Genomic DNA, 22,636 nt, shown 5'->3' with positions numbered 1-22,636 from the left:
GTGGCCCCGATCGCGGCGACAAGTCCCACCGCGAGTGCGCGGGGAGTCGAGAACTTCATCGCATTCCCTCTCCGAAAGCGTCCGTCCAGGGCTGGCCGACCAGCTCACCGGGCAGCGGCGCCAGGTTCTTGGTCGTACCCGGAGGCAGCACGCCCGGGTTGACGTTCACGTTCTCCGCGCCCGCTGTGACGTAGATGCGCGCGTAGTGACCGTTGCGGTCGAAGTTGGCGTTCGCCGAGTTCCAGTTGGTCAGGAAGCCGGCCAGCTCGGGCGTGTACGGCCGCAGGAAGGCCAGGGCCGGCGTGATCCCGGCGACGGTCTCCTCGATGGCGGGCACCGTCGCGGTGCCGCTGTCGAGCAGACCGGGGGTGAACTGCAGCAGCTCCGACGCGGAGTCGAGGGTCGGCCGGAGATCGGCGATGGCCGGTCGGAGATCGCTGAGCAGGGGCCGCAGGTCGGCGGCGACACCGGGGAGCCGCGCGGTGGCCGGTGCGAGGGCTCCGAGCAGCGGTGTCACCTCCTCGACCGTGCCGGGCACGCTGTCCAGCGTGGTGCGGGCCTGCCGGAGCGTGGGAGGCAGCTCCCGGAGGCTCTCGCCGAGCGCCTCGCGCTGCGCCACGATCTGGTCGACCGCGCCACCGAGTTGGTCGACCACACGGGACACGTCGCCATCACGGCGAGCCAGGATCGTCATCGTCTCGTTGAGCCGGGTGACCAGCTGGCGCACGGCCTCACCGTCGGTTCCGAGGCCGCGCAACACGTCACCGAGGGCTCCGATCGCCGGGCCCGCGGTGCGCAACGTGGCGTTGAGATCGGCCTCGCTGCCGCTCAGCGTCTCGTCCAGGTTTCGGGTCAGCGAGTTGAGCGTCGCCCGGGTCGGCGGGTCGAGAGCGGCCAGCACGGTGTCGAGCTCGACCGGGGAGGGCTGCTCGCCCATCAGCATCCCGCCGGAGGGGATCTCCGCGTTACCCACCGGCCCGTCGGTCAGGTTGACCAACCGCTCGCCGAGCAGGGCCTTCCAGACGATGGCTGCGGTGGCGCCGTCGTGCAGCGGGGCGTACTCTCGATCAAGCACGAGCGAGAGCTGGGCCCGACCGTCCACCACGTCCAACGACTCGATGGTCCCGGCGTCGAAGCCGTTGACCTTGATCAGGCTGCCCTCGATAAGGTTGGCCGCATTGTCGAGCATGACCGTGACCCGGTAGGGGCCGTTGAACGACATGACTCCGGCTGCGGTGGTGGCCAGTACGAGTACTGCGGCCACCATCGCGGTGAGGATCCGCTGCACGTCAGTCCATCCCCAGGGGTCCGGCGGACTCGCCAGCGAGGAACTGGCGGACGAACGGGTCCTCGGAGGAGAACGCACCGGCCGCGTCGCCGTAGTGCACGACGTTGCCCTGCCAGATCAGGCCGACGTAGTCACTGACCTTCTTCGCCGATCTGATGTCGTGGGTCACGATCATGTAGCAACCGCCGTGCTCCGCGTGGATCTTCAGGATCAGGTCGCAGAGCAGGCTGGTGCGGACCGGGTCGAGACCGGAGTCCGGCTCGTCGAAGAGCACGATGTCGGGGTTCATCACCAGTGCGCGGGCGAAGCCGGCGCGCTTGCGCATCCCACCGGAGACCTCGCTCGGGAACTTCCCGACCGCCGCCTCCAGGCCCACCTCCACCAGGTTCGACATCACAATCTCCCGGATGTCGCTCTCGGACATGTCGGTGTGCTTGCGCAGCGGGAAGGCCGTGTTGTCGTACATGTTCATCGACCCGAACAGGGCGCCGTCCTGGAACAGCACGCCGAAGCGCTTGCGCAGCTCGTAGCGCTCGCGCTCGGTGATCCGCCACATGTCCTGGCCGAAGATCACGACCTCGCCCTGGTCGGGCTCCAGGAGCCCGACCAGGTGCTTGATCAGGACGCTCTTCCCGGTACCGGACGGCCCGAGGATCGTCGTGATCGCGTTGTCGTGGAACTCCAGGTCGAGGCCCCGGAGGATCTTGAAGGACCCGAAGGCCTTGTGCAGGTTGCGCACCGACATGGGCGCCGGCCCGGCGGCACCGACGTCCCGCCCGCGCTGGCCGTGACGGCCTGCTGGCGGGTGGACACCGACTGGTTCGGCTCGGGGGGACATCGGAGACCTCCGGGGATGGGGCGACAGCGCCCCGACGTGATGGACTAGTTGGCGATCGGTGCGTTCGCGGACAGACCCCAGAACAGCTGGGTGCCGAGAACGCCGACGACATGGATCAGAACCATGTTGAGCATCATCGACTTCGCGGTGTTTCGTCCCACGCCGACCGGGCCACCGCTGGCGTTGTAGCCGTAGTAGCAGCCGACGAAGATGATCACTGTGCCCATCGCCATGACTTTCGACAGCGAGTAGACGAAGTCGAGAGGGTTCTGGTAGAGCCAGAAGATGAACGAGTAGCCACCGGCCGACACCCCGCCGAGCTGGATGACGACGGTCAGGTACTCGGCGATGTACATGATGCCGAGGCCGACGACGTAGAGGAACGGCATCGCGATCCAGGTGGCGATGATGCGAGTGCCCACGAGGTAGCTCCGCGAGCGGACCCCCATCACCTCCATGGCGTCGATCTCGTCGGAGATCCGCATCGACCCGAGCTCCGCGACCAGGCCGCAACCGACCTTCGCCGCCAGGATGTAGCCCCACATGTAGGGACCCATCTCCCGGATCGCGCACCAGGCGGAGAAGATGCCCGAGTAGAGCGGGGCGCCGATCTGCTTGAGGGTGTAGTTCGCCTCCAGACCGCACTGGTAGCCGATGACGAACATCATCAGCCAGATGATCAGGCCGCTGGAGAGGATGAGGATGCCGGACTGCCGGAAGACCTCGGAGGCGTAGTGCCGCACGTCGGGCAGGTCCCGGATGATCCGGCCGGAGAACTTGGCGATCTGCCCACCGGTGGTGAAGGCCTCCTTGACCTTCTGCTCACCGAACGTGATTTTCGGGCCGAGCTTCTTCGGAGGACCGGGAGGCGGGCCGACGGGACCGGGACGATCCATCATGCTGGTCATGTCATGCGCTCCTCTACTTGTAGACCTGGATGTCGGGGTTCAGACCGAGCAGGATCGTCGTGAACACCATGTTGAAGATCCAGATCGCTGCGAACGCGATGACGACCGCCTGGTTGACCGCGCTGCCGACACCGATCGGACCGCCGCTCGCCTTGAGGCCCTTGTAGCAGCAGACGACGCCGATGATCAGGCCGAACAGCGCGGTCTTGACCACGCTGCCCCACACGTCGGTGGCGGAGAGGTTGGCGAAGAGGCTGTCGGCGAAGGCAGCCGGGTTGGCACCGAGGATGGGTACCGCCGCGATGTAGCCACCGAGCAGGCCGAACAGGATGGCCACCAGGTCGAGCAGGCCGGTCATGATGAACAGCGCGATCACCCGCGGCAGCACGAGGGTGCGGATCGGGTCGACGCCGAGGACCTCCATGGCGTCGATCTCCTCGCGGATGCGCCGAGCACCGAGGTCGGCGGTGATCGCCGTACCCACCACGCCGGCGACGACCATGGCGTTCACCCAGGGAGCGAACTCCCGGACACTCGCCATGACGAAGAAGGATCCGAGTCGCTCGGGGATCCCGAAGAGGTTGAAGATGTTGCCGCCCTGAAGGCCCGGCGCACCCAGGCCGAACGCGGTTGTGGACACCGCCATCGGGATCCAGCAGAGCTTCAGGATGTCGAACATCTGGTCCTTGACCTCGGACCAATACCCGATCGGGTGGCGCACCGCCATCCAGAGGACCTGGAACATGAGCCGCGTCATCTCGCCGGCCTGGACCAGCGGCCCCTCGAGACCCTTGAGCGGTTTGGACACCCTGGGTAGACGTCTGGTCGAGTCCTTGGGAATCGGGACTGCTGTCGGCGAACTCACGGTCGGTTCCTTCCTGGTCGATCACAGCTGGGTCACATCGAGCGGCGTCAGGGCAGCAGCAGTCGACAGTGGCAACCGTCAGACGTGTGCGATGAAATCGCCCGCGTGATGCAGCTTACGATCGTGTTATCTGGCTAACGGCTGAGGAATGGGGGGGATACGCCGACAACCGGGGGGAATGAAGTCCCCCCGATCGGGGGGTCGACCGGTCGACCCCCGTCAGCGGGCGTTCAAGGGAACGGCCACGCCGAGTCGCAGGCCGTGTAGGCGCGGCGCGTCACTCACCCAGATCCGTCCACCGACCCGCGCGCATTCCTTCGCCAGACTCGGAAGGCCGAACGAGTTGTTCTTGTGCCCGCTCAGAACCCGCCGAACATCGACGGCATCGCCCGAACCGTCATCGTCGATCTCCACGGTCCACCACGATCCGCCCCGGCGCAGGTGCACCGCGATCTGGGTGGCGTGCCCGTGGTGCCCGGCGTTCGCCGCACCCTCCCGCACCGCCCGGACGAGCAGGTCCGCCGACACGGCGTCGGGCTCTGGCCCTTCGCCGGTCACGTCCAGGTCCGGGGTCGGCCCGCCACCGGCCCCGACCCGGGCGAGCACGCTGCGGATCCTGGTCGCCACCGCCTGGTCGCCTTCCTGCGTCCCGCGGTCGTAGGGCACTCCCCCGCTGGCGATCTCGACCAACGCCACCCGCAGTTGCTGCAAGGCGGTACCGAGACGGTCCGCCAGCCGCTCCAGACCGACGGTCGCCTGCTCGTCCAGTGCCCCGCCTGCGCGAAGCTCCTCGACCTCCAGAGTGGCGGCGAACAGCTGCTGGGTGACCCCGTCGTGCAGCGCGGCGGCGATCCTGGACCGCTCGCGCAGCTCCTGCAACGAGACCGATCGTCGGAGCAGCAGCGCCTGCTGGAACGCCAAGGCAGCGACCTCGGACAGCTCGGTGAGCGTCGCGAGGTCCGCCGCACTCGGCCGGAAGTCCGACGTCGTGCCGTGATCGCAGAATACGACCCCGAGCAGCCCCAGCCGGTCGCTGCACAGCAGCTGGACGGCGATCGGGCCGTGCACCTCGAAGAGCCGCAGACACTGTCCAGGCACCATGTCGGCCACGTCGGAGGCGAGTACCACCAGGGGCACAGCCGAACCGCTCAGCTTCGAGATCACCCGGTAGTCCCCCACCGGTCCGCCGCAGGCGGCGACCTTCGTGGGGTCGACGCCGAAGCCCGCACGACCATGCACCACCCCCCGGACCGGGTCGACAGCCATGATCACCGACCGTCGGAACGCGGTCCGCGCGCACACCGCCCGGGCCACAGCGTCGAGGACCTCGGTCGGTTCGGTCGCCGACAGGAACAGCCGGGCGAGCTCGACACGGTCGACGCTCACGGCCGGATCGGGTGGCGCCTGCTCGTCGGTCGGGTGGCGAGGAGCCATCTGTTCCTCCGAACCGTGGTGCCGTCCGGTGGCCGGCCCGGCGGGAACTGGGGACCACCCACTGTAGACTTCCTGTGATGAGCAACTCAGCAGGCGGCGCGTCGGCGCGAGGTCCAGCCCCCGTCCTCGTGGACGTAGCGACGGCCGTCAGAGCGGCGTCCACGGGTCTGTCGGTCCTGCTCCTCGGCGGGCTGATGACCCCGATCGCCCAGGCCTACCTGCCGGTGGTGGGCCAGTTCTGGCTGCTGCTGGTCTCGGTGGTCGCCTTCGCCGCGGCGGGCAGCCAGGTGGGCGATGCGGAACTCACCCCTGTGCACGGAGCCTGCGCAGCACTCGGCAGCTTCCTGCTCGTACTCCCGCTGATCTTCTGGTTCCCGCCCGCCGGGGGCGGTCTCGACCTCGCGCAGATCGTCTCCGCGGCCGGGGCCGCCGTGGTCGTCGGAGCGGTCGCCGGACACCTGGCCGGCCGCCGCCGCGAGCGGGCCCGCTGATCCAGGGCGCGGAACGAGGTCGACGCACGATTCTGCCCCCGAGCCCTGTTCGACTCGGGGCCAGAATCGTGTCGGCACAAGGCCGACAGCAGTTCAGCCGGAAATGTTCTCCACGGAAAGCTCCCCGTCGCTGTAGCGCTTACGGAGCACCTTCTTGTCGTACTTCCCGGTTCCGGTCAGCGGCACCTCGTCGATGAAGCTCCATCGCTCTGGAAGCCACCATTTCGCGACCTTGTCGGAGAGAAATTCGTTCAGCTCGGCGGGCGTGACGGTCGACCCGGGTCGTCGTACGACCGCGGCCAGTGGGCGTTCCTGCCACTTCTCGTCCGGCACCGCGATCACTGCAGCCGTCATGACGTCCGGATGGCCGATCAGCTCGTTCTCCAGTTCGACCGACGAGATCCACTCGCCGCCGGACTTGATCACGTCCTTGGCCCGGTCGGTCAGGGTGATGAACTGGCCCGGATCGATCAGCCCGACATCGCCGGTGCGCAGCCAGCCCTCGTGGAACTTCTCCGGGTCCTCGTCCCCGTAGTAGGAGGCGGTGACCCAGGGCCCTCGGACCTCGAGCTCCCCCACCGACTTGCCGTCGTGCGGCAGCGGCGTGCCCTCGTCGTCGACGATGCGCGCCTCGACCCCGGCGACGACGCGGCCCTGCGTACCGCGCAGCTGCATCGCCTCCTCGGGGGTCGCGGTGGCGGGCGGGAGCGCGACCGAGGCCAGCGGTGAGGTCTCGGTCATGCCCCAGGCCTGCACGATCCGGACCCCGAGCTCGTCGAAGGCCTGCATCAGCGAGCGCGGCACCGCGGAGCCGCCGCACGCCACGAACTTGAGCGAACTGAGGTCATGTCCCGGGTTCGCCCGGACGTGGTTGAGGATGTCGTTCCAGATCGTCGGCACCGCACCCGACATCGTGGGCCGCTCCGACTCGATCATCGCCACCAGCGGCGCGGCCTGCAGGAACGGGCCCGGCAGCAGCAGTTGGGCGCCGGCCATCATCGCGGCGTACGGCAGGCCCCAGGCGTTGGCGTGGAACATCGGGACGATCGCCAGGATCGTGTCGTCGTAGCCGACGCCCAGCGCGTTGGTGGTGCACGCCGCCTGGGAGTGCAGCCACATGGAGCGGTGGCTGTACACGACTCCCTTCGGGTTGCCGGTGGTGCCCGAGGTGTAGCACATCGCGGCAGCCGAGTTCTCGTCCACCTCGGGCCAGTCGAACACCGGGGACTGCGCCGCGAGGACCTCGTCGTAGCGCAGCACCTGCTTGCCGTGGCCCTCCAACCGCGCGAGGTCTCCGCCGCCGGTGACCAGCACCGTGTGCACCGTCGTCATGTCGGGCAGCGCGCGGGCCAGCAGCGGGACCAGCGTGTCGTCGACGATCAGCACGCCGTCCTCGGCGTGGTTGGCGATGTAGGACAGCTGGTGTGGGGGCAGCCTCAGGTTGAGCGTGTGCAGCACCGCGCCCATCGAGGGGATGGCCGCGTACCCGTCGAGATGCTCCTGGTTGCTCCACTGGAACGTGGCCACCCGCTGGTCACCGGTGACACCGAACCCGCGCAGCGCGTTCGCCAGCCGCGCCGCCCGCTCGCCGAGCTCGGCGTAGCTGGTCCGCCGGGTCGATCCCGGCGTGACGGCGGTGATCGTCTCGCGTCCACCGTGCACGGTGGACGCGTGCCGCAGCACGGATCCGACGGTGAGAGGCATGTTCTGCATCGTGCTCAGCACGGTGGCACTCCGATCTCGACGGGTACGCGGGTGATCAAGCGTTGACGAGGTCGTCGCGACCGGCTTCGGTGAGCATCTTCTCGTACTCCGGGAAGAGCTCCTTGGCCGTGGGGATCAGCTTGAGCAGCTTCGGCACCGGGCCCTTGGCGCGCACCGTGCCGCGTGCCATCGCCACCGAGAGGTTGACCTTGCCGAGCCAGAACCGGTTGCCGGTGTCGGCGGTCATGAACAGCTCGACGTTGGGCTCCTTGGTGCTGCCACCGCCGGTCTCGACCTCCTTGTTCGGCATGTCGACCGTGATGGTCGAGTCGGGGTCGGTGTAGTGGATCCGCAGGACCACCCCGGACCCGGCGAGCTTGTCGGACAGCCCGTCCTTCTTGGTCGCCAGCTCGAAGATGCCGCCGAGGTAGGTGTAGACCTCGGACTCGTCGGTGAACACGCCCATGTGCTTTCTCCTCCTGTGATGGAACGGTGTGCGTCGGCGATGTGGGTCGACCTCAGTCGAGGCTGACCCACACCGACTTGGTCTGGGTGAAGCCGAGCAGCGACTCCTCGCCGAGGTCGCGGCCGTAGCCCGATGCCTTGTAGCCGCCGAACGGGGCCGCCGGGTCGAGCATGTTGTACTGGTTGATCCACACCGTGCCCGCCTGCAGCTGGTGGGCGACCCGGTGTGCCCGGGTGACGTCCGAGGTCCACAGCCCGGCGGCGAGGCCGAACTCGCTGTCGTTGGCCCGGCGGACCACCTCGGCCTCGTCGTCGAAGGGCAGCACTGACAGAACCGGGCCGAAGATCTCCTCACGGGAGATGCGCATGTCGTCCCGGACGTCGCTGAAGATCGCGGGGGTCAGGAAGTTGCCGGTCGCGAGGTCGCCCTCGGGTCGCTGCCCGCCGCACACGAGGGTGGCTCCCTGCTCGGCGCCGGAGCGCAGGTAGCCCTCCACCCGCTCGCGCTGGGCTGCCGAGATCAGCGGGCCCATCTCGGTCCCGTCGGCGAGGCCGTGCCCGAGCTGGATCTCCCGCGCAGCGGACTCGAGCTCACCGAGCAACTCGTCATGCACACTGCGGTGCACGTACAGCCGTGAACCGGCGCAGCACACCTGGCCCTGATTGAGGAAGATCCCGGTGAGCGCGCCCTGGGCGGCGCCCTGCAGATCCGCATCCGGGAACACGATGTTGGCGGACTTGCCCCCCAGCTCGAGGGTGAGCTTCTTGAGGCTCGCCGCACTTGCTGTGACGATCTTCTGTCCGGTCGCGGTCGAGCCGGTGAAGGAGATCTTCGCGACGCCCCGGTGCTCGATCAGGGCCTGCCCGGCTTCGTGACCGTAGCCGGTGACCAGGTTGACCACGCCGGGGGGAATGCCGGCCTCGTTCGCCAGCTCCACCAGCCTCAGCGCGCTGAGCGAGGTCATCTCCGAGGGCTTGAGCACCACGGTGTTGCCGGCCGCCAGCGCGGGAGCCATCTTCCAGGACGCGATGAGCAGCGGGAAGTTCCACGGCACGATCAGCCCGACGACGCCGAGCGGCTCGCGGCGCGTGTAGGCGAAAGAGGTGCCGACCGGCGGTGACACCGGCAGCGTCTGCCCACCGATCTTCGTGCACCAGCCCGCGTAGTACCGCCACACCTCGGCGGCGATGCCCACATCGAGGAACATCGACTCGGTGAGTGGCTTGCCGTTGTCGAGGGTCTCGAGGGTTGCCAGCTCCTCGGCGTGTGCCTCGATCAGCGACGCGATGTCGTAGAGCACCCGGGCCCGAGCCGCGGCGCTGAGGTCGCCCCACGGCCCCATGGCCCGGGTCGCCGCGGCGACGGCACGGTCCACATCGGTCGCGCTTCCCGCGGCGATGGATGCGATGACCTCTCCGGTGGCCGGGTCGCAGGTCTCGATGAGGCGACCGTCTGCGGCCGGGGCCGGCTTGCCCGCGACGATGATGCTCTCGCCCGCCCGGGAGAGGACGTCACGGACGCCGTCGATCGCCTCGGACACCGCAGAAGTCATCGTCGGGTTCTCCTCACTGCACTGTGACCGGGACTACAACGCAACGGAGTGTGCACGAAGCGGACGGTGACGTGGACGGGCGCCGCGGGCCATCGATGGCCCGGGCGGGCCGATGTCACCGGCTCGGCCGCGAACCCCTCAGCTCGTCGTGTGCACGATGAGGACGTCCGCGCCGGCGGTGCGGGCCGCGGTCGACGGGACCGATCCCAGGAGCCGACCGCTGAGCGTGTTCAGTCCGCGGTTCCCCACGACCAGGAGGTCCGCGTCATGGTCGAGGACCGCCTTGCGCAGGACGTCGACCGGGGCGCCGTCCACCGCCTGGGTGAGGATCTCCTCGACGCCCAGCTCCGTCGCCGCGGCCGCGGCCACGCGCAGGTTCTCCTCCGCCGGCGTCGATCCGCGGACGAGGAACGACTCGTCACCCAGAGCCTCCTCGGCGTCCTCGACGTCCTCGCGACTCGCGGGCGTGTAGGCCGACACGATCACCAGGCGGGCCTGCGCGTCCCGTGCGACCTGCGCCGCGCGCTGCACCGCGCGCAGGGCGGTGGCGGAGCCGTCCGTGCCGACGACGATCGATCGATAGGCGGACATGTGTACCTCCCGAAGTGGTCGGACGGTCTGGTGACCGTCCGTGCGCGGAGGCTACATCCCGTCACTGTATGACCTGGACGGTCGATTCCCCGGGGACATGGATCGTTCGACTGCGCCATACGGGGTGGGGCAGGATGCGCCCACTCGGCCCAACGCCCGTAGGGGTCGGTGGGCCATGCAAGCCATCGGAGGTCATCTCGTGCCCGACAGCGCAGCACCCGACATCCGGTTCGACGACATCTCGACCTCGCTCGGTGGCGAGGTCGTCCACCAGAGGTTGCGCGCGGAGATACCAGCCGGTCAGATCACCGTACTGATGGGTCCCTCCGGAGGGGGCAAGACCACGTTGGTCCGCCATCTGGTCGGTTTGGTCCCGCCCGACACCGGGCGGGTCCTGGTCGGCGGACGATCGGTGTGGGATCTCGACCCGAAGTCGTTGAAGGCGCTGCGCGCTCAGATGGGGGTGCTGTTGGGCGGGGCCACCCTGTTCGAACCGTCCGTGTTCGGGTCGCAGACGGTGCGCGAGAACCTCGCCCTGCCGCTGCACCTGCAGAACGTGGACGAGGAGTCGATCCACGCGACCACGGTCTGGTGGCTGCAGACACTGGGCCTCGAAGCGGTCGCCGACCAGCTACCCGAACAGATCTCGGCCCGCATGCGGCGACGGGTCGCCCTGGGCGCCGCGATGGTGGGAGGCAGGCCACTGATCGTCCTCGACGACGTCGACCTCGGCCTGGACGCCCCCACCACGGCGCGCACCGTCCAGGCCATCCTGACCAGCCAACGGCGCAGCGGCGCCACGATGCTCATCACCACCCACGACATCGAGCTGGCGAAGGCCCTCGACGGCCGGCTCGCGGTCCTGGCAAACGGGCGGATCGTGGCGAACGGTCCCACCCGCGAACTCCTGGCCGGGGTCGACGACGCCGAGGAGTTCGACCGGCGGTTCCACGTGCTGGACTGGATGGGACCGCCGATGCCGGAGATCGAACGGCGGGGAGGCCGGTCACGGGAGCTGACCTCCGACCCGCAACTCGTCATCATGGCGCTGATCGCTTTCGCCACCATCCTCGCCTTCGTGCTCGCGATGCGCGCGACGGGGGGGCCGCTCGGTCCGTAGTCGGTCCGCCAACCGGCCCTCTGCGATGCGGATCTACGACGCAGCGTGATCAGGACTAGGGGTTCGCCCAAGTCAGGGCGTGCGGTCCCAGCTCCGCACCCGACCCGTCTCTCGCACACCGTCGGCTATCGTCTCGTCGTGGCCGCACCAGAACGACGTCTGCCGCGTACGCAAAGACAACGCACCGCCGACAGCCGTTCCCTCATCCTCGACGCAGCGATCGAGGGCTTGGTCAGCGACGGCTACCGCCGTACCACCACCGTCACGATCCAGGCCCGCGCCGGTGTGACACGCGGTCGCTTGCTGCACCACTTCCCCTCCCGCGAGGAGCTGTTGATCGCGGCCGCTCAGCATCTGGCACGAGAGCGTCTGACGGAGATGGATGACTGGATCGCCCACTCTCCGCATGGACGCGCCAGCGGTGCCGAGCGCATCGAACATGCCACCGACCTATTGTGGGAGACGTTCCGCCAGCCCTACTTCTGGGCAGCAATGGAGTTGTGGACGGCAGCACGTACCGAGCCGGAACTCCGCATGGCACTCTTCCACGCCGAGAGCAGGCTGCTGCGCACGATCGAGACCGTCGTGGACGCGATGTACGGACCGGTCCTGTCGAGCCACCCTGATTTCGCCGAGGTGCGCGACCTGGCCTTCACCAGCATGCGCGGCGTGGGGCTCACCTACGCACTGCACGACCGAGATCCGACCACAGAGCCGTTGCTGGCGCGCTGGAAGCGGCTGCTGATCCGTACTCTCGTGTGAGAGTTGGGCCAGCGCCTCGACGTCGAAGCCGATCTGCCCGGCCGACCGCTCGGCGTCGGCAAGCAGCGCGACGGCCGCGTAACCCCTGACCTCCACGCTGCGGGCCCGGCCGACCGCATCCTCGCCGCGAAGCAGTTCGACCACGGCAGCGCTGACGATCGTGGTCTGGGGCGCGAAGCAGTTGGACGCACGCCCCCTCGCCGTGAGGTGCCCGTTGTTCACGGATCACGACCCGGGTAGGGGTCGGATGAGCTCGACCGGCCCGGCCCACGCGCTGTGAGGGCCCGACTGAGGGGCCAACCACTACGAGTACACCACTCGGCCCTGTAGTGGGACGGCGCCGGAGTCGGCAAGGCGCTGAGCGGCACGAACCACCAGGCAGGGCTCCGGTCAGCATTGCTTCGGGACGAAGAAGTCAGGTAGCGACGGGTTCACTAAAGCCGCAGGTCAGCAGCGTGCGAGACGGTGGGGTTATGGTTCAACTCGGTCCTCGGACTCGAACCCCACCCATTGCCAATGGCATGAGCTCAGCGACTCGATCGACACCGACGGACACTTTGCTGCGGTCCTCGGTACTCACACTGCCGCTCCGCCGCTCTGCTCCCTTCCCATTTCATAGGTCGCGCCCTGCACGCGGCCCGCGCCAGAGTCCACGAAGTGGTGCGTGGTGCCGATAGCCGTGCCCAGCGGTTCCCCGGAGTGGCCGACGCATCGGGGAACGACGCGGACGCGACGTGATCGCACCCTGTTGATCGTCAGCTCATGCCGATCCAGGGGATCCGATGCCCGACCATCTGCCACGTCGCGTCCACCGATCCGACGGCCCCACCGTGGCCGGGGTCGGCGGTGGCGTGGGGACGACGACGGTCGCCGTCGCGTTGGGCGGCACGGACCGTGGGGTCTTCATTGGGCGCGCTGTCGACGTCCTGGTCTGCCGGACCACCGCCGACTCCGTGATCCGGGCTGGACGCGCGGCGCAGCTGATCGGCGGGGTTGGGCGTCGACCGGTCCTCGCGGTCACAGCCGTCGACGGGGCGCGCCCGACGCGCGCCCTCCTCGCACGGCTGCGCCTCCTGGAGCCGCACGCCGCCGCAGTGGTGTTGCTGCCACACGTTGGGTTCTGGCGCGCATCCGCGACACCGCTCGACGCCGTCCGCCAGATCTTCGGTCGACCGATGAACGAGATGCCCCGCGCCGCGCGCGGATACGCCCGCGCCATCGGGGAACTGACGGCCGCACTCCACGCAGGCCCCCGGCCGACGGCGACAGCAGCCGGCCGTACGACGCCACGCCACGTGTCATCCAGCCGAAGGGAACCCTCCCCGTGAAGATCAACCTACTCAGTCGGACCGCCGTCTGGCTGGCCGTCGCACCGCCGAATCCCGATGCCACCGTGCCGCCCGGACTCGGCGACTTCGCCAACCAGATCCTGGGCTGGCTGAAATGGGGAGTCCTGTTCTCCGGCGTGCTCGGCCTCCTGGTCTGCGCAGTAATGATCATCATCGGGCGTCGGAACCGCTCCGCGACCGCCTACGAAGGGCTCGTGGGATCAGCGTGGATCCTGGGCGGGCTCGCATTGGCCTCCGTCGCGGCCGTCATCGTCGGCGCGTTCCAGGTATAGGCGGACGCGACGATGAGCCTCGCGCTTGCTACCGACGACCGCCGATCCCGCCGTCGACGTCACGCTCTCGCCGCGGCCGGCCTGACGACCTCCTTGCTGGTGCTCGGCCTGGCGCTGTCCGCACCGACCGACCAGGCCGAGGTGGTCGCGCCACCGGATGTGGTGGGCCTGATCCAGGTTCCGGGTGGGGTTGCCGCCGTATCCCAACGCCACGGCCCGGCACTTGTCGCAGACGGTCGCGCCGCGGGGTTCACCCATGACGAGCTCGGCGCTGCACTCGCGGCCAGCAACCTCGCACCGCGCGTCAGCTCGGCTGCCGGGCCAGGGGTCTATGAGGCGACTCTCGTGGAGCAGGCCTGGGGTGACCCGGCCAGCATGCTCGCGCGCCTACGCGGCGAGTTGCCGGCGTCGGATTCGGCGGCGGCGGGACCCGCGACGGCCGCGCGGTCGATGCACTACCGGATCATCGCCGGTGATCCGCGTGGCGACTATGTCGTGGTGTCGCTGCTCGCCGATACCGAGCAGGCCCGTAACGCCGGTGGCCTGGCCCGAGTCGACCTGACGCTTCGGTGGGACGACGGGGACTGGCGACTTCGCGTCCCGACACCGCGTCCGTCCCTGCACCTGGACACCACCGGCTACGTCCTGCTCGGGGCCCTGCCGTGATCACGGTCCTGGCCCAGGCGCAGGAGGAGTGCGGGACGTTCGACCTCGGCTGCAAGGCGGGCCAGGCCGTCGGGGGCGTCCTTGATGGGCTGGTCGCCACCGTCGCCCAGGGCGCGGCGGACCTGGTCGTCTCCACCTCGACGTGGTGGGCGACCACCGACAGCGTCGATCCCCGCGACTCCGCGGTCATCGCCGCGCAGGGCGCGACGAGTTGGGTGGTCGGCGCGGTCCTGGTCGGCTCGGTGCTGGTCCAGGCGATCCGGCTGATCCTGTCCCGCAAGGCCGAGCCGCTGATCATGGTCGCCTCCGGGCTGTTTCGCTTCGCTGTGGTGTCCGCGCTCGGGCTCACCACGCTGCACCTGGCTCTGCAGGCCGGTGACGCGCTGGCCGTACAACTGCTGGCCGACGCCGCGAACAACTTCGCGTTGTTCATGGTCGACGCTCTGACCGCGCCCGGTGACAACATGTTCGTCACGTTGATCGTGGCGGTCCTCGCCGCGATCCTGTCGCTGGTCCAGTGGCTGTTGATGGCGATGCGCCAGGCCGGGCTGCTCGTGCTCGCCGCGATGCTCCCGCTGGCCGCGTCCGGGTCGCTGACGAAGTCGACGCGGGGCTGGCTCGACAAGCTCATCGTCTGGCTGCTTGCGATGGTCCTCTACAAGCCGGCCGCGGCGTTCATCTACTACATCGGGTTCTCCTACCTGTCCTCTCCGAACTCCAACGCGCCGGGCGACGTCTCCACCCAGATCGCCGGGATCATGGTGCTCCTCCTCGCCGTCATCGCGATGCCGATCATGCTGAAGTTCTTCTCCTGGTCCGGGACACAGATCGCCGGCTCGGGCGGGGGCGGCTCCGGGTTCATCGGCGCCGCGGGCGCGATCGCCCTCGCCCAGGGATCCGGACGCACACCCGCCGTACAGCGGGCCGCGGACCTGGACGCGTCCGGGCCCGGCTCGGCCGGACCCGGCGCTGCCGGGCCCGGCTCGGCCGGACCCGGCGCTCCACCACCGGCAGGCGCCGCCCCGAGTGCCGCCTCCGGGGGAACCGGGGCCGCAGCCGGCGCGGCGGCCGGCTCCGTAGCCGGTGCTGTAGTCCTCGCGGCCCAAGTCACCAAGACGGTCGGAACAGGCATGACGTCGGGCTCCCCGGAATCGGGCGGGCCGTCATGACCGCCCACTCCGACGGGCGCACGGAGGGTCCGCGGCTCTACGGCAACTGGCGCCCCGAACGCGGCTGGGGAATCGGGTCACTGTCGACCTCAGCGACGGTCGCGGTGTTCCTCGCCGTCCTCGCACCCGTTCTGGCGATCTCGACGGTGCCTCGTGCCGCGCTGCCACTGGCCGGGATCGGCGCCGTCGTCATCGGCGCGGTCGTGGTCCGCGTCGGCGGCGTCACCGCAGCAGAGGCCCTGACGCGACGGTTCCGGTTCAGCCGGGCCCGCGCCGGCGGGTGGACCGAGCTGTCGGCAGGGGTCCTCACCGATCACCCACGCGCATACGACCTGCCCGGTGTCCTCGCCCCGCTGGTCCCCCTCGATGTCGACGACGGGCGCGGCGGGCGGCACGCGCTGCTGTGGGACCGCAACTCGGGGACGCTCACCGCGATCCTGCGCTGTTCCCCCATCGGTCTCGACCTCGCCGATGCGGCGCAGACCGACCTGTGGGTCGCGTCCTGGGGCGTGTTCCTCGCCGACCTCGGCTACCAGCCGCTCGTCCAGCACGTCGCGGTCACCGTGGACACAGCGCCCAGCGGTGGCACCACCATGCGTGACCACGTCGCGGCCGCGCTCGACCCGCGGGCACCCGCGCTGTCGCGAACGGTGCTCGACGAGCTCGTGGCGATCACGCCGACGACGGCGGCCGAGGTCGATGCCCGCCTGTCTGTCGTGTTCGACCCGAACCGCGCCAACCCCCGACCCATGGACCTGTTCGCGGCCGTGGTCGACGTCGGCCGGTGGCTGCCCGGCATCGAGACCGGGCTCGGCGCCTGCGGTGTCGCCGTGCTGGGCCGGGCGACGACGAGCTGGCTGACCGGGCGCATCCGGGTCGCGTTCGATCCGACCGCTCGATCCGAGATCACCCGCCTCGACGACCGCGCCGCGCTGCTCGCCTGGTCGGAGGCCGGGCCGGTGGCCGCACTGGAGAGCTGGGACACCTACCGCCACGACTCGGGCATCTCGGTGTCCTGGGCGTTGCGCGAGGCGCCCCGCCAAGCTGTCGCCCCCCGCGTCCTCGCCTCGCTCCTGACCCCGGGCCCGTACCCGCGGCGCGTGACCTGGCTCTACGAGCCCTACCCCGCCGACCAGGCCGCCGCCAAGGTCGAGGCCGAGGTCACCTCCGGACAGATCCGCCGCGCCTGGGCCGCCCGGACCCGCCGTGACGAGACCCAGCGCGAACGCGACGACCGCGACCGCGCCCTCCAGTCGGCCCGCGAAGAGGCCGAGGGCGCCGGGGTCGGCCGGTTCACCGTGTACCTCACCACGACGGTCACCGACCCCGACGACCTTCCCGCGGCGGTCGCCGATCTCGAGCAGCGCGCCGGGCAGTCCAAGCTCCGGCTCCGCCGCCTGCGCGGCGCGCAGGCGGCGGGCTTCGCCGCCGCCCTCGGCGTCGGCATCAACCCAGCCGAAACAGCTCGCAACCGCACACGGCGCTGAACGCCATGTCCGAGGCTGAGGAGACTCCCATGCAGAACACCCACGTTGATCCCGCACTGAGCTTCCGCGACCGGCCTGTCCCCCGCCGCTGGGGATGGCCGGTACGGGGCGGCGGCCGCGCGGCGCATGTCGAGGCGGGTGTCCGCTACGCCGCCACCACCAGCCAGCTCTGCGGGCTGTTCCCGTTCGCCGTGTCCTCCGGGGCGTCGGTGCACGGCGTGCCGATCGGGCGCCACATGCACACCGCGGAGCCGGTCGGGCTCGATCCCGCCGAGTGGCTACGGACGGGGCTGGTGTCCAACACCGGCGTCTGGGTCCAGGGCCAGCCGGGCATCGGCAAGAGCTCCATCACCAAACGCATGATCACCGGACTGGTCGGCTACGGCATGACCGCCGTCATCCCGGGAGACATCAAGGGCGAGTACACCCCACTGATCACGGCGCTGGGCGGCTCGGTCTGGCGCATCGGGCGAGGCCTGCACGCGCTCAACCCCCTCGACGCCGGCCCACTGTCCGCCGCCCGCGACCGGTCGAGCGGAGCCGTGCGCGAACGGCTCCACGAAACGATCAGGGCACGCCGGCTGTCGCTGCTCGAGGCTCTGATCACCATCGTCCGCCGCGGAGACGTCGACGTCACCGAACGTCGGCTGCTCGGCGCAGCTCTCGACACCGCAGTCGACGGCCGGGGCTGCTCGGAGCCGGTGATCCCCGACGTTCTCGACGTCCTGGCCACCGGCGTCGGCCCGCTGCAGCGGATCGCGGCCAGCAGCGACGACGCCGATTACCGGCGCGCGACCCGCGAGCTCACGAACACGCTCGGCCTGCTCTGCGAGGGCGCGATCCGGGGGATCTTCGACCGCCCGTCCAGCGTCGTCGCCGACCCGCACACGGTCGCACTGTCGCTCGACATCTCCGCCCTCGATGATGACAACGACGATGTGGTCGCGGCGGCGATGCTCTGTTCCTGGGCCTGGTCGGCGAGCCTCATCGACGCCACCCACGCGCTCGGACTGCGCCGCAACGTCGTCCAGGTCCAGGACGAGCTGTGGCGCGCCCTGCGAGTCGCGCCCGGTCTGGTCGAGCGCTCCGACCGGATCACCCGGCTCAACCGGCACCGCGGCGTCGTGTCGTTCCAGGTCACCCACTCCCTCGACGACCTGGAAGCCCTGCCCACCGAGGCCGACCGCGCCAAAGCCCGCGGCATGGCGTCGCGCAACGGGATCCTGTTGCTGGGCGGCATGGCCGACAAGGAACTCGACGGGCTGCGCCGCATCACCTCGCTGACCGACGGGGAGGCCTCCCTCATCACGTCCTGGGCGGCCCCGCCGACCTGGCACTCGGGACGTCTGCACCCCGGCCGGGGCAAGTATCTGATCAAGTCCGGTGAGCGCATGGGACTGCCGGTCGCGCTCACCCTCACTCCCACCGAGCAAGTGCTCTACGACACCGACGGCGCCTTCCGGCGCCCCGCCACGTCCGCTCCCCCGGCCGGGCACCGGCCATGAGCAACCCGAGCTCGTCGATCATGCGCGACGCCGCCGCGCCGCTGCTCCTCCTGGGCGCCATCGCGACCGCCGGGATCGCCGCCTTGGACGTCTGGGTGGCCGCGGCGGTCTCCGCGGGTCCGGGGCCGGTGCCCGCCCTGTCGTTCGACCTGCCCCTACGGGTGGCCCGTGACGGCATCGACGTCGCCCTCTCACCCGCCGCGTCGACGACCACGTTCGTCACGGCCCTGGCCGCTCTCGTCGGCGTCGAGCTCGCTGCCGTCGCCGGAGCTGTCGTTCTGGCCACCCGCGGTGGGCGCCTCGGCGACCCGCGCCGTGCGCTGCTGCGCCGCCGCGACCTCGGCGATCTCAGCGGCCGCGGGTCGGCTCGGCGCGCGCGGCACCTCCGCCCGTCGCTCGACCAGCGTGGCGACGTGCCCGCGGCCGAGCGGGGCATCCGCATGGTGCGCATCGCCGGACGCGACGTGTGGATGTCCTGGGAGGACGTCGCGCTGGTCATCATGGGGCCGCGGTCCAACAAGACCAGCGCCGTCGCGGTCCCCGCGGTGCTCTCGGCCCCCGGGCTGGTCGTCGCGACGTCGAACAAGGCCGACCTCTGGGCGCTGACCTCCGGCCTCCGAGGCCAGGTCGGCGCCGTGTGGACGTTCGACCCGCAGCAGATCGCGCACGCCGAACAGCGGTGGTGGTGGGACCCTCTTCGGTCAGTCCGCGAGGCACCGGACGCGCACCGCTACGAGGCGGCCAGCCGGCTGGCCGAGCACTTCATGGGCACCATCGGCGGCACCCGGCGCGACCCCTTCTTCCACGCGGCAGGCGAGCAGGTCCTCGTCGGGACGCTGCTGGCCGCTGCGCTGTCCGGCGGGACCCTGCGCGACGTTCTGCTCTGGTTGCAGTACGGACGCCGCGACGCCATCACCGCGCTGGACAACGCCGGCGCCGGGCTGGAAGCCGCCGACCTGGAAGCGAGCCTGGCCGGCGCCGACGTCACCACCAAAGGCATCTTCCAGACCGCCCGCACGGCGACCAAAGCCCTCACCTCCGAGCGGATCCTGCGCTGGATCACCCCACCGGAGACCTGGCGGACACCACCCAGAGACCCGCAGCGCCTCCTTGAACTCGACCCCTGGCAACTGCTGGCCGAGGCCCCTATTGGGCCGGTGACAATGCACCTGCTGTCGAAGGAGGGTGCCGGCACCGCGGCACCGGTCGTCGCCGCTCTCGTCGACCGCATCCTGGAGGTCGCCGAGCTGTCTGCGCAGGCCCGCGGCGGGCGGCTCGACCCACCCGTCGTCGCCGTGCTCGACGAGGCGGCGAACATCTGCCCGATCAAGACCCTCCCCCAGCTCTACAGCCACTTCGGCTCCCGGGGGATCCAGGTGATCACGATGCTGCAGAGCTACCAGCAGGGCGTCGGGGTCTGGGGCAACCAGGGCATGGACGCGCTCTGGTCTGCAGCCACCGTCAAGCTCGTCGGAGCCGGTGTCGATGACCACGAGTTCCTGCGCCGACTTTCCGGGCTCGTCGGTGACCACGATGTCGAGAAGATGTCCACCAGCTACGACCGGTCACGCGGCCCCAGCCGGCAGTACTCGACGACCCGCGAACCCGTCCTGCCGGTGTCGGTCCTGCGCGCCCTGCCCCGCTCCCAGGCCGTGCTGCTTGCGACCGGACGGCGAGCCGGGCTGGGCGAGCTGCAGCCCTGGTACCAGGAAGACGACGCCGTCGACATCCGCACCTACTCAACGGTCGCCCTCGCCGAACTCCGGGCCGCCGCACAGGAAGCGCTCGGGCTGGACAACCCGTTCACGACCAGCGCCGGGACATCGACCCGGGGAGGCGAGGCGTCGTGACCGACGACCCGACCGCGGCGAGCCGACTGTTGATCGAGCTGCAGGCCCGCATCGGCGTCCTCGAGGGCTGGCGCGCCCACCAGAGCGAACTCCTCGACGGTGTCATCAACGGTCGAGCCGAGCTGATTACCGAGCAGGACGACGACATCTCCCAAGACGACGTTGCTGATGAGGACACGGGGATCGACGCCGACAGGCTGATCGGCTGGGTTCATCGGCACGTCGCCGCGGTCATCGCCCGGCCCCTGCGCGGCGAGATCAAGTGGTGCCCGCGGTGGTGGGAGCACCCGGAAGCGGTGTTCCGCTTCGAGGCATTGCGGCGCGCGTGGACGCAGCTCGCGCCCGAGGCAGGGGTCGGGATGTCGGTGTGGATCCGCGACCATCTCGACCCGTGCCTGCGCGAGCTGCTCTCACCGCTCGGCCCGTTCGCCGACTGCTCGCACAACGAGCGCTTTCGAACGCTCACCGAGCACGTCCCGCTGCCCACGCTCCCGACCGCGTCGCCCGACAGGTAGCGACGTGAACCGCGCCGCCGGTGCCGGTGCCGCTGGACTCGCCGCGATCACAGCGCCGATCGTGCTCATCGTCGCGCTGCTCGGCGGCCTCACCGCCGTCGCCGCCGAGACTGCGACCGGCGGCGTCGACGCGACGAAGGTCCCACCCCTGGCCCAGGAGCTACTCCCCCACATCACGGCCATCACCACGGCCACCTGCCCGGAGCTGCCGCCACTGTGGGTCATCGCCGAGATCACAGCCGAGAGCAGCTGGGACCCGACCGCGTACAGCAGCGACCGCAACGGCGGCGCTGCCGGGCTCTACCAGCTCAACGAAGCCAACTGGACCACCGCTGGTGGGAGGCCATGGGAGACCTCACCACCACCCGCCGACGCCGACGTCCTCGACGCCCGACGGCACCTGGAGCTCGCGATCCCGTTCGTATGCGCGAACCTCAAGGCCGCCGCCACGCACCTGCAGGCCACCGGCAAGCCGACGTCCGCGCTGGACGGGATGCTCGTCTGCCACATCGCCGGCTGCAGCCGGGTGACCGACTCAGCCACCGGCGTCCCCACCGCGGGCGAGGCCGGATGCGACCGCACCTGCGCCGACCTCGTAGCGAACTATCTCGACCGGGTCCACACCCTCGCCGCGCAGTACAGCGCCGAACCGGGCCCGGTGTCCGTGGACGACCTCCCCGTACCGACACCCTTCGACGGCGTCAGCGCCCTGTGCACTGCCGACGACCCCACCGGCGGGCGCTGCCTCACCCCCGCCACCCGACACGCCCACGACGAGATCGTCCGCGTCTTCGGCCAACCCGGCCCCGGAGCCCCGATCCGCTCGGCAGGCTGCTGGGACGAACACGCCTGGAACCCCGACAGCGACCACCCCCGCGGCCAAGCCTGCGACTACTTCCCCGACACCGCCGGTCGCTTCCCCGAGGGCCAGGAACTCCAGAACGGCTGGCGCCTGGCCACCTGGCTCCGCACCCACGCCGCCGCCCTCAACGTGAAGTACCTGATCTGGCAGGGCCGCTTCTGGTCGCCCGACACCGCCGACACCGACGGCTGGGGCCGCCCCTACACCGGCGGCGGAATCTACGACGCCGACGACGCGACGGGCGGGCACTACGACCACCTCCACGCCTCGTTCGAGCTGTAGCCCTTGATCACCGACGAATGATCAGTATCGGTAGAACACGGCCAGCGCGAATCGCACGCACCATCCCGGCGAGCAGGAGTACCCCGCCGACAGCGGCGAAGAGCGGGATGTAGCTCCACGCAGTGCGTCCGCCGTCGTCGAACGGGCGCGGAGTGTCGAGCGCGACGTTCCGCGGACCGAAGTCTGCGGCCAGCTGCTCCCGCTCGACGAGGACGGACTGAGGCCGGGTTCGGTGCGGCTCGTCGGCAGTTCGATACACGGTCACCATGACCGAGTCGAACCGGTACGTCGGCGACGACCAGATCGCCCGTCCCATGGCTCGGGCCGCCTCGCCGTGTCCCAACAGTTCGCCGATTCGCCGAGGATGCGCAGAGACGCACTCCTGGACGCTGACCGACAGGACGATTCGGCTCCCCACCTGCTGGTAGCCGACCGCCGGCACGCCATTACATCCCGTCTCGGCAAGCGTCCGCACCAGATCCCTCTGCGCCGCCGGACCGGCGCAGCCAGACGCGAGAACCAGGAACGCGAGCGCGGCGAGCGCGAGTCGGAGGAGAGCCATGCGCTGACGTTCCGATTCTGAGCGCTCCGACGCAACAGCCATCGCCGTCGTTGTTGACCGTCTGCACACATGTGGACAGATCCTCGGCGCGGCTTGCC

At 70.1% G+C, this 22,636-nt stretch carries 22 protein-coding genes; 11 read left to right on the top strand and 11 right to left on the bottom strand.

The annotated features are described in order from the left end of the window. Window positions 1-55 precede the first annotated feature (55 nt). From H6H00_RS18390 to H6H00_RS18370, 5 genes are all read right to left on the bottom strand, one after another. Window positions 56-1,288, bottom strand: a complete 1,233-nt coding sequence (locus H6H00_RS18390) for an MlaD family protein (RefSeq protein WP_255425247.1) — start codon at window positions 1,286-1,288, stop codon at window positions 56-58. A gap of 1 nt (window position 1,289) precedes the next feature. Then, on the bottom strand, window positions 1,290-2,126 hold the full coding sequence (locus tag H6H00_RS18385; RefSeq protein ID WP_185716982.1) for an ABC transporter ATP-binding protein: 837 nt from the start codon (window positions 2,124-2,126) through the stop codon (window positions 1,290-1,292). Between the two features lie 44 nt (window positions 2,127-2,170). Continuing rightward, window positions 2,171-3,034, bottom strand: coding sequence for an ABC transporter permease (locus H6H00_RS18380; RefSeq protein ID WP_221775582.1), 864 nt, complete (start codon window positions 3,032-3,034; stop codon window positions 2,171-2,173). Window positions 3,035-3,047: 13 nt separating this feature from the next. Beyond that, complete coding sequence (locus H6H00_RS18375; protein WP_255425245.1) at window positions 3,048-3,899, bottom strand: MlaE family ABC transporter permease; 852 nt, start codon at window positions 3,897-3,899, stop codon at window positions 3,048-3,050. Between the two features lie 219 nt (window positions 3,900-4,118). Next, window positions 4,119-5,285: a sensor histidine kinase gene (locus H6H00_RS18370; RefSeq protein ID WP_185716981.1), complete on the bottom strand. Its 1,167-nt coding sequence runs from the start codon at window positions 5,283-5,285 to the stop codon at window positions 4,119-4,121. Between the two features lie 125 nt (window positions 5,286-5,410). On the opposite strand from H6H00_RS18370, the gene H6H00_RS18365 reads away from it, so the two are divergent. Continuing rightward, window positions 5,411-5,824, top strand: coding sequence for a hypothetical protein (locus tag H6H00_RS18365; RefSeq protein ID WP_185716980.1), 414 nt, complete (start codon window positions 5,411-5,413; stop codon window positions 5,822-5,824). A 93-nt stretch (window positions 5,825-5,917) separates the two neighbouring features. Here the strand turns inward: H6H00_RS18365 and H6H00_RS18360 are convergent, their stop codons facing one another. From H6H00_RS18360 to H6H00_RS18345, 4 genes are all read right to left on the bottom strand, one after another. Continuing rightward, window positions 5,918-7,549 (bottom strand): long-chain fatty acid--CoA ligase, encoded by a 1,632-nt coding sequence (locus H6H00_RS18360; RefSeq protein ID WP_185716979.1) that lies wholly within the window; start codon window positions 7,547-7,549, stop codon window positions 5,918-5,920. A gap of 34 nt (window positions 7,550-7,583) precedes the next feature. Then, on the bottom strand, window positions 7,584-7,994 hold the full coding sequence (locus H6H00_RS18355) for an SCP2 sterol-binding domain-containing protein (RefSeq protein WP_185716978.1): 411 nt from the start codon (window positions 7,992-7,994) through the stop codon (window positions 7,584-7,586). Window positions 7,995-8,046: 52 nt separating this feature from the next. Then, window positions 8,047-9,546, bottom strand: a complete 1,500-nt coding sequence (locus tag H6H00_RS18350) for an aldehyde dehydrogenase family protein (RefSeq protein ID WP_185716977.1) — start codon at window positions 9,544-9,546, stop codon at window positions 8,047-8,049. A 138-nt stretch (window positions 9,547-9,684) separates the two neighbouring features. Continuing rightward, window positions 9,685-10,137, bottom strand: a complete 453-nt coding sequence (locus H6H00_RS18345; protein ID WP_185716976.1) for a universal stress protein — start codon at window positions 10,135-10,137, stop codon at window positions 9,685-9,687. Between the two features lie 124 nt (window positions 10,138-10,261). Between H6H00_RS18345 and H6H00_RS18340 the strand changes: the two genes are divergently transcribed. Both H6H00_RS18340 and H6H00_RS18335 read left to right on the top strand, forming a co-directional pair. Then, window positions 10,262-11,257: an ABC transporter ATP-binding protein gene (locus H6H00_RS18340; RefSeq protein ID WP_185716975.1), complete on the top strand. Its 996-nt coding sequence runs from the start codon at window positions 10,262-10,264 to the stop codon at window positions 11,255-11,257. A gap of 138 nt (window positions 11,258-11,395) precedes the next feature. Next, window positions 11,396-12,019 carry a TetR/AcrR family transcriptional regulator gene (locus H6H00_RS18335; protein ID WP_185716974.1) on the top strand — a complete coding sequence of 208 codons (624 nt, stop codon included), beginning with the start codon at window positions 11,396-11,398 and terminating at the stop codon, window positions 12,017-12,019. A 755-nt stretch (window positions 12,020-12,774) separates the two neighbouring features. Here H6H00_RS18335 and H6H00_RS18330 read toward each other — a convergent pair. Then, window positions 12,775-13,131, bottom strand: coding sequence for a hypothetical protein (locus H6H00_RS18330; protein WP_185716973.1), 357 nt, complete (start codon window positions 13,129-13,131; stop codon window positions 12,775-12,777). Between the two features lie 212 nt (window positions 13,132-13,343). Here H6H00_RS18330 and H6H00_RS18325 point away from each other — a divergent pair, with 212 nt between their 5' ends. Genes H6H00_RS18325 through H6H00_RS18290 form a run of 8 tightly spaced genes read left to right on the top strand, consistent with a single transcriptional unit; the run spans window position 13,344 to window position 21,976 of the window. Then, the gene (locus H6H00_RS18325) at window positions 13,344-13,640 is read left to right on the top strand and encodes a hypothetical protein (protein WP_185716972.1); all 297 of its coding nucleotides are present in this window, start codon (window positions 13,344-13,346) and stop codon (window positions 13,638-13,640) included. 12 nt (window positions 13,641-13,652) lie between these two features. Then, window positions 13,653-14,306, top strand: coding sequence for a DUF8175 domain-containg protein (locus H6H00_RS18320; RefSeq protein WP_185716971.1), 654 nt, complete (start codon window positions 13,653-13,655; stop codon window positions 14,304-14,306). Beyond that, window positions 14,303-15,475 carry a TrbL/VirB6 family protein gene (locus tag H6H00_RS18315; protein WP_185716970.1) on the top strand — a complete coding sequence of 391 codons (1,173 nt, stop codon included), beginning with the start codon at window positions 14,303-14,305 and terminating at the stop codon, window positions 15,473-15,475. Before H6H00_RS18320 ends, H6H00_RS18315 begins: the two co-directional genes overlap by 4 nt. After that, window positions 15,472-16,962 (top strand): SCO6880 family protein, encoded by a 1,491-nt coding sequence (locus tag H6H00_RS18310; protein WP_185716969.1) that lies wholly within the window; start codon window positions 15,472-15,474, stop codon window positions 16,960-16,962. The genes H6H00_RS18315 and H6H00_RS18310 overlap by 4 nt, the downstream gene beginning before the upstream one ends. Before the next feature lie 29 nt (window positions 16,963-16,991). Beyond that, window positions 16,992-18,467: a putative type IV secretion/conjugal transfer ATPase gene (locus H6H00_RS18305; protein ID WP_185716968.1), complete on the top strand. Its 1,476-nt coding sequence runs from the start codon at window positions 16,992-16,994 to the stop codon at window positions 18,465-18,467. After that, window positions 18,464-20,317 carry a type IV secretory system conjugative DNA transfer family protein gene (locus H6H00_RS18300; protein WP_185716967.1) on the top strand — a complete coding sequence of 618 codons (1,854 nt, stop codon included), beginning with the start codon at window positions 18,464-18,466 and terminating at the stop codon, window positions 20,315-20,317. The genes H6H00_RS18305 and H6H00_RS18300 overlap by 4 nt, the downstream gene beginning before the upstream one ends. Beyond that, window positions 20,314-20,832: a DUF4913 domain-containing protein gene (locus tag H6H00_RS18295; RefSeq protein ID WP_221775581.1), complete on the top strand. Its 519-nt coding sequence runs from the start codon at window positions 20,314-20,316 to the stop codon at window positions 20,830-20,832. The genes H6H00_RS18300 and H6H00_RS18295 overlap by 4 nt, the downstream gene beginning before the upstream one ends. A gap of 4 nt (window positions 20,833-20,836) precedes the next feature. Beyond that, window positions 20,837-21,976 carry a VldE C-terminal domain-containing protein gene (locus H6H00_RS18290; RefSeq protein WP_185716966.1) on the top strand — a complete coding sequence of 380 codons (1,140 nt, stop codon included), beginning with the start codon at window positions 20,837-20,839 and terminating at the stop codon, window positions 21,974-21,976. Window positions 21,977-21,983: 7 nt separating this feature from the next. Here H6H00_RS18290 and H6H00_RS18285 read toward each other — a convergent pair whose 3' ends face one another. Next, entirely contained in the window at window positions 21,984-22,538 is a 555-nt protein-coding gene (locus H6H00_RS18285; protein ID WP_185716965.1) for a hypothetical protein, read from the bottom strand. Window positions 22,539-22,636: the final 98 nt, after the last annotated feature.

This window comes from Pseudonocardia petroleophila (assembly GCF_014235185.1).
GTDB classification, from domain to species: Bacteria; Actinomycetota; Actinomycetes; order Mycobacteriales; family Pseudonocardiaceae; genus Pseudonocardia; species Pseudonocardia petroleophila.
Note: the sequence above shows the minus strand (reverse complement) of the source record. Positions and strands in the feature narration are given on the sequence as shown.